This is a genomic window from Bacteroidota bacterium (assembly GCA_018698135.1).
Taxonomy (GTDB): Bacteria; Bacteroidota; Bacteroidia; order CAILMK01; family JAAYUY01; genus JABINZ01.
In genome coordinates this window covers 1-6666 of record JABINZ010000190.1, presented here as the reverse complement: position 1 = coordinate 6666, position 6666 = coordinate 1, and the positions used below count along the sequence as shown (strand labels likewise).

The 6666-nt window shown below is 33.2% G+C and carries 5 protein-coding genes; 3 read left to right on the top strand and 2 right to left on the bottom strand.

Going from position 1 to position 6666, the window contains the following annotated elements; genetic code table 11:
- Window positions 1–228: 228 nt before the first annotated feature.
- Window positions 229–621, bottom strand: coding sequence for a LysR family transcriptional regulator (locus HOG71_12155; GenBank protein ID MBT5991595.1), 393 nt, complete (start codon window positions 619–621; stop codon window positions 229–231).
- A gap of 184 nt (window positions 622–805) precedes the next feature.
- On the opposite strand from HOG71_12155, the gene pruA reads away from it, so the two are divergent.
- Window positions 806–2458 (top strand): L-glutamate gamma-semialdehyde dehydrogenase, encoded by a 1653-nt coding sequence (gene pruA / locus HOG71_12150; GenBank protein MBT5991594.1) that lies wholly within the window; start codon window positions 806–808, stop codon window positions 2456–2458.
- A 60-nt stretch (window positions 2459–2518) separates the two neighbouring features.
- Here pruA and HOG71_12145 read toward each other — a convergent pair whose 3' ends face one another.
- A complete protein-coding gene (locus HOG71_12145) occupies window positions 2519–2944 on the bottom strand; it encodes a hypothetical protein (GenBank protein ID MBT5991593.1) in 426 nt (141 codons plus the stop codon).
- A 611-nt stretch (window positions 2945–3555) separates the two neighbouring features.
- Between HOG71_12145 and HOG71_12140 the strand changes: the two genes are divergently transcribed.
- Window positions 3556–4563 carry a hypothetical protein gene (locus tag HOG71_12140; GenBank protein ID MBT5991592.1) on the top strand — a complete coding sequence of 336 codons (1008 nt, stop codon included), beginning with the start codon at window positions 3556–3558 and terminating at the stop codon, window positions 4561–4563.
- Between the two features lie 19 nt (window positions 4564–4582).
- Complete coding sequence (locus HOG71_12135; GenBank protein ID MBT5991591.1) at window positions 4583–6559, top strand: hypothetical protein; 1977 nt, start codon at window positions 4583–4585, stop codon at window positions 6557–6559.
- Window positions 6560–6666 lie beyond the last annotated feature (107 nt).

The window sequence follows — 6666 nt, the reverse complement described above, 5'->3', positions numbered from 1 at the left end:
TTATTTGCAGGTTTTCAGCATTGTTTTGATTAGAGTATTTATAACTGGCACAAGAGGAAAGAAGAAGGACAATGCTTAAAGCATATGTCAGTTTTAGAATTCCTGATTTCATGATATTTGTGATTTTGTTTAGAACAATTCTAAATACAAAAGTACAAACATTTAATAACTTAAATAAGTCGAATTGAAGATTGACTCATTGAGTGTAGAGGAGTAATAGGTTGAAGATCAATTTGATAATTTCTTCTGAAATTCTTTAAATGCTTTTTCAACCGATTCGTCAAACTGGATTTGCATGGCGCTATAGGCTTCTAATAATTTTTGAGCCTTTTCAGTTAGTATTGTTTTGCCCCCATTTTTACCGCCTCTGAACTTTTCAGTCAGCGGATAACCTAAAGAGGCCTCAGTATGTTTTAAATCGCCCCATGCTTTACGGTAACTAATACCAACTATTTCAACTGCTGTTTTGAGTGAAGAGGTCTGGTCAATTGCTTTGAGAAGTTCCCATTGGGTTTCATTGATAATTCCATCTCCACTAACACTACTCAACCAGATTTTATAGCGCAAAAGCATATTCTGCCTGCTCTTCTTAAAATCTTTCCCTTTTTTGTTTGGCTCCATCTATTCTCTTTTGGATATGCGAAAATATACATAACGCATTGATATTCTTTAAAATATTTTATAGTTTTGAAAGGATAAAATGCTCTTTATAATAAATGTTTAAAATGTATTTCGTGTAAACAGATAGTGGTATTCTTTTTGATAACAAAATTGGAATAATTCTAAATAAAGAAGGAATAACGATATGAATAACGCAAATTTTAATTTTGAACGCCCAGAGAACGAACCTATTCTTAGCTATAGAGCTGGAACCAAAGAAAGGAAACTCTTAATTGCTGAAATGGAACGCATGAGTTCTGAAGTAATAGATATTCCTTTAATAATAGGAGGAAAAGAAATTAGAACCGGCAATACGGGAAAAGTTGTTATGCCACACAATCATAAGCATATTTTAGCCACTTACCATAAAGCAGGAGAAAAAGAGGTTCAAATGGCAATTGATGCTTCGATGAAAGCACATAAGGCATGGGAAGGACTTTCCTGGATTGAAAGAGTATCAATTACGTTGAAAGTAGCTGATTTGATTTCAAAAAAATATAGGCATGTAATTAATGCCTCAACAATGTTAGGGCAAAGTAAAAATGCTTTCCAGGCAGAAATTGATGCTGCTGATGAAACCATTGATTTTTTACGTTTTAATGCCCATTACATATCGGAAATTTACCACGATCAACCCATTTCCAGTGCAGGAATCATAAACCGTATTGAATATCGACCGCTTGAAGGATTCGTATTTGCAGTGAGTCCATTTAATTTCACTTCGATATCCGCAAACTTGAGTCTTGCACCTGCATTAATGGGTAATACCATCGTTTGGAAGCCTGCTACCACAGCACTTTTGTCAAATTATTATTTAATGAAAATATTTAAAGAAGCTGGCTTACCTGATGGGGTTATCAATTTCATTCCAGGTTCTGGCGCTTTGATTGGTAATAAAGTTTTAGCAGATAAAGACTTAGCTGGTATTCATTTTACAGGTTCGAATAATACATTTAATCATTTATGGAAAACTGTGGGCGATAACCTTTCTGTTTATAAATCATACCCCAAATTAGTTGGAGAAACAGGAGGGAAGGATTTCATATTTGTTCATGAAACTGCAGGTGCACAAGAAGTTGCCACAGCCATGGTGCGTGGAGCATATGAGTATCAGGGACAGAAATGCTCTGCTGCTTCAAGAGCTTATTTGCCAGAATCGTTGTGGCCTTCTGTTAAAGCTAGTATGGCTGATATGATTGGCGAAATCAGGCTGGGAGATGTTACTGAATTTGGTAATTTTATGAATGCCGTTATTGATGAGAATTCATTTGACAATATCATGTCCTACATTGATCATGCGAAAAAAGCATCGGATGCTGAAGTAATTTTCGGTGGTCATGGAGATAAATCGGTTGGATACTTTATTGAACCAACAGTTATTTTGACCTCAAATCCTCAATATAAAAGTATGGAGGAAGAAATTTTTGGTCCTGTGTTGACAATCTATATATACAAGGATAAGGATTTTGAAAAAACACTTGACATATGTGATCAAACATCTCCTTATGCGCTAACTGGTTCAATTTTTAGCAATGATAGAGCGGCCATGACTAAAGCATGCAATACTCTCAAATATGCAGCAGGAAATTTTTATTATAACGATAAACCAACAGGAGCAGTTGTTGGACAACAACCATTTGGTGGATCTCGAGCATCAGGTACCAACGATAAAGCTGGTAGTTATTTAAATCTTTTACGGTGGACAACTCCTCGAACCATCAAGGAAACGCTAATTCCTCCGACAGATTTTAAATACCCTTTTATGAGTGAAGGAAAATGTGGCGATCAGAAGGTTTAAGGTGCTCTTAATATAATTAAGAGATTAAAAAAGCTGTTTCATTTTATGGGACAGCTTTTTTTAGTCAAATAATGAGAGCATATCTGGAATGCAAAACTGAGGTTTTACACCTTTAGAAATGGATTCAATAATAGCAGGAATTAATCGATTGACAACTGATATTTCTATTCCAAGGTTTATGGCCATTGTTTTACACAAGCTTAATTCATTTTGTTCTATTTCCTTGTTAACCATCATGAGGAGAACTAAATCATACAATTGATCTATTCTTTCTTCATTTGTATCAGGTTTGATATAGGGTATTGATGCAGGATTTTGATCAATTTGCTTCAGTTCAGCAGCAGTAATTCCTGAGTTTATGGCTATCTCAAATACAAGCTCTTTTTCTTGATTATCAAATGATCCATCTGTTATTGCCAGAGCCAGTAAATTTCTAATATGACTCAATTGTTTCATTCGATCTCTTTCACTATTGATTTTATGCATGACCTTTCCTTTGTGATTGACTTTTTGTTCTTTAAAACAAATTTAGTGATTCCAAGGCTGAATACTTAATAAATCAATAATTATCATTCATGCAGAAGATGGTTAATTAACTAACAGATAATCTGAATTTATGAGATTGATTGGTATTCGTTATATATTTGTTTATTCAGGATAAATGGACTCATAATCATCCTTTGTTTGATATGAGTTATTAATAAAAGTCAACTTTAATCATTCAATAAATAAACACTGCATAACGTAAAAATAAGAAAATCAAAGTGTAAAAACTAAAACGAAATTAAATTTGGAACTGTTCTAAATAGTAATTAGATTTGAATTCAATTAAGGATGCTGATTTGACATTGCGATATATAAAAATATACCTAAAATAGTTTTTTCCAAGCAAATTAGTATTACCACATTAATAGGACAAAAAAAATAGTTTTCCCTTCAGGTTTAAATGAAAGTAAGAATGACTAAGAGACATTCAATAAACTTAGTTTGATAATCTTAAAGAATGCTTTAATACTTGACGTTTAAAAAAAATAGTGAAAGAGATATTGTTCTATTTATGATCTACAGCACAAAACACAAATTTAAAAAATAATAAAATGCGAAAAATTAACAGCTATACAACTTTGTTACTTGCGACAATACTATTGTCAAGTTTGAGCATGCCTGCTTATGCTGATTTTTTAGATGACTATATTCCTGAAAATGAAGAGTTAGGCATTTTTCTCGGAGCTTACTTGCACTATGAAATCATACAGGAAGAAGATGCTCCAAATGTAGGAGACGTTAAACTCAATGAGGTGAAAATGAAAAGCAATGGTGATACGATATCTTATCGGGTTCAACTCAGCTTGTATTTTGATTGCGCTTTTGAAGGTGTTGACGAAAAGCAATTGGTTTCTGTTTATGAAGGAATGTCAAATACACAGATTGCTAAACTCAATTTAAATCTTGACTCGACAACAATACGAAATGAAAGGCTTACAGTTGCTTGTGATAATTACAGCCAGCAATGTGTTAAAGTTGCCTATTACTCTGCGGAAATAGATTTAGCTCCTATGTATGGTGGTTATGATCTTACATGGGGGAATTGTTGTTGGGATATGAATTTGAAGAATATTGATAATCTTATTCCACAGGGAATGGCTCTGACTTCACATATATATAATCAGGCTGGTATAACAAATTCTTCTCCAAGCCTGACAGTCATTCCGTTAACATTAACATGTACCAATAAGCTTGTTAATTACATGTTAGCAGTTAATGATCCTGATGGTGATCAAGTTAAAATTGAAATGAGCACAGCTAACAATTATGTACAGGAAAATCCAACTATTCAGCAGGAAGAAATTATGCCTGGACAAACCAATGCTAAAACATTGGATGTTGGAAATCCTCCATTCAAAACAATCCAATATAAGGATGATTTTTCAAGTTCATCTCCGTTAGCAGAATCGATTATTACAGTAAACGAAGAAACCGGATCAGTTGATATAACACCTTTAAATGAAGGGATGTATTTACTTGCCTATAGTATAAAAGAATTCAGAGGAGACTTACTATTAAGCGAGTCCCAATTAGTTCATGTAATTAGAATTAAAAATTAGTTAACATAAAAATTGTCGTATGCAAAATTTTACAACTTTATTTAAAAAGCTTGGTGTAGTTACTAAGTTTTCATTAATGGTAGCATTGTTTTTAGCCATTGGATTAACTTCCAGTGCAAAACAATATTTCTGGGTTGGTGGAACTGGCGATTGGTCAGATCATGCCAATCATTGGGCTACTACAACTGGAGGACTCGTATTTCATCCATCAGTTCCCTCACAGTTTGACACTGTAATTTTTGATGCAAATTCATTTACTGCATCAGGTCAAAGCTGTAATGTTACGTTTGAAAGCTATTGTGCATTATTCGATTCAAGGGATGTGATTGCAGGAGCCAAGTTTACTAGTAACAGGGCTTTACATATATACGGTGGAATTAATATATCTGAGAACTTGACTTTCAGTCAGTCAGGAAATATGACTGTATATGATGGAGGTATTAATATTGGAGATGCATTAACGAACAACAACATCAGTTTTACTGTAAGTGGAACTGTAAAATTGAATGATGATGGCTTTACTGTTTATGATGGTAATTATGTAAACCATTCTGGTTCATTCCAACTACTTAGTGGAGATGTTGCTATAGGAAAACATTGTAATGTAACAGTAAGAAGTTTAACATTAAATGCTGGAAAATTGGACGTTGCAGATAGCAGCACATTTAATGGTCATCACATGTATATTTCAGGTGGAAATGTTACATTTGGGAAGAAAGTGACTTTTTATGATTATGGTCAATTTTATATTTACAATGGTAGTTTAACAGTAGGAGAAAATTCTTCTTTCAGACAAGATCATCATACATTAGATGTTAGAGTCGGTGATTTTAATTTAGGAGCCAATTCAACTTATTATCGTTATGGTGGTAATACATATGTAAGAGATGGAGATTTTGTTTGTGATACCAATACGAATTTTAAAAGTTGGTCACATACACAGGTTAACAATGGTAGTTTTATTATTGGTAAAAATTCAACTTATAGAAACGAAGGTGGATATAACTTCCAAATATGGAATGGAACTTTTGTTTTAGGTGAAAATACATCCTATTATTCAAGAGGATATACATATCTCTATACTGATTCATTGGTTTGGAATAATTCAAACTCTATTTATTCAACAGGACAAATCTGGATGAAAAAAGGTGATTTTCACTTAACTGATGGTGTTTCTTTTTATTCTTCAGGTACCTTATATACGGAGGATGGATCTTTAACAGTTGATTCAGCAGTTACAGCAACCATTAGAGGTACGGTACGATTATATGATGGCTCAATTGATTTACACCCTTCAGCTAATCTTGATTGGTGGGCTAACTTATATTTATTTAGTAAGTCATATGGCGAATACGACATTAATGTTGGAGGAAGAGATATTAAAAGGTTAGAACTTGGAGGTTCAAACTATGGTTCTGTTTATAATTTAGTTGAAGATCTAAAAGCATCAAGTGATGGTTTATTCTTATATGCCAATAAATTTAAGTCAAATGGATATGGTATTGATGTATATCACTTTTATTCATGGACCGGTGGTGTTGTTGATATCGATGTAAGTGGAACAGATACCATATGGGTAAGAAGTCAGTTCAGAATGTATCCTTCGACCAATACTACATTGAATATGGGCAATGCTGTTATTAACTGGCATGGAACAGATCATTTCTATCTTTACGGAGGTACTAACCTTACATTTAATGATATGATTTTTGATGCAGATAATACAGGTAGTACTGTTATTCATTTTGAGTATTACCCAACTATCAGGGATATAACGATCAATGCAAAAGGAACGCAGTACATGGAGTTATATGGTACGCCTACCATCAGAAATTTCACTGCTAATTATACAAGAAACGTAACAGCAAATACCAATATATCATTTAATAGTGGAAGCTGGAATGTGACCGATAGCTTTTCTATTCAAAGTACACCAAATTTAAGAATGAATTTATATTCTTATAGGGAGTGTAAATCAAACTCTGTCTGGTTATAATTTCCTTTAATTTCAAATTTATAATAATATTCATAATGCTGTTGTAATGTTGGTAACTTTTAGCTTTAGCGTTTAAAAAGTTATCAATATTTCAATGGCTTTGGTTT

Coding starts and splice junctions, on each gene's coding strand:
- HOG71_12155 (MBT5991595.1), bottom strand. CDS start 621: ATGGAGCCAAACAAAAAAGGGAAAGATTTTAAGAAGAGCAGGCAGAAT.
- pruA (MBT5991594.1), top strand. CDS start 806: ATGAATAACGCAAATTTTAATTTTGAACGCCCAGAGAACGAACCTATT.
- HOG71_12145 (MBT5991593.1), bottom strand. CDS start 2,944: ATGCATAAAATCAATAGTGAAAGAGATCGAATGAAACAATTGAGTCAT.
- HOG71_12140 (MBT5991592.1), top strand. CDS start 3,556: ATGCGAAAAATTAACAGCTATACAACTTTGTTACTTGCGACAATACTA.
- HOG71_12135 (MBT5991591.1), top strand. CDS start 4,583: ATGCAAAATTTTACAACTTTATTTAAAAAGCTTGGTGTAGTTACTAAG.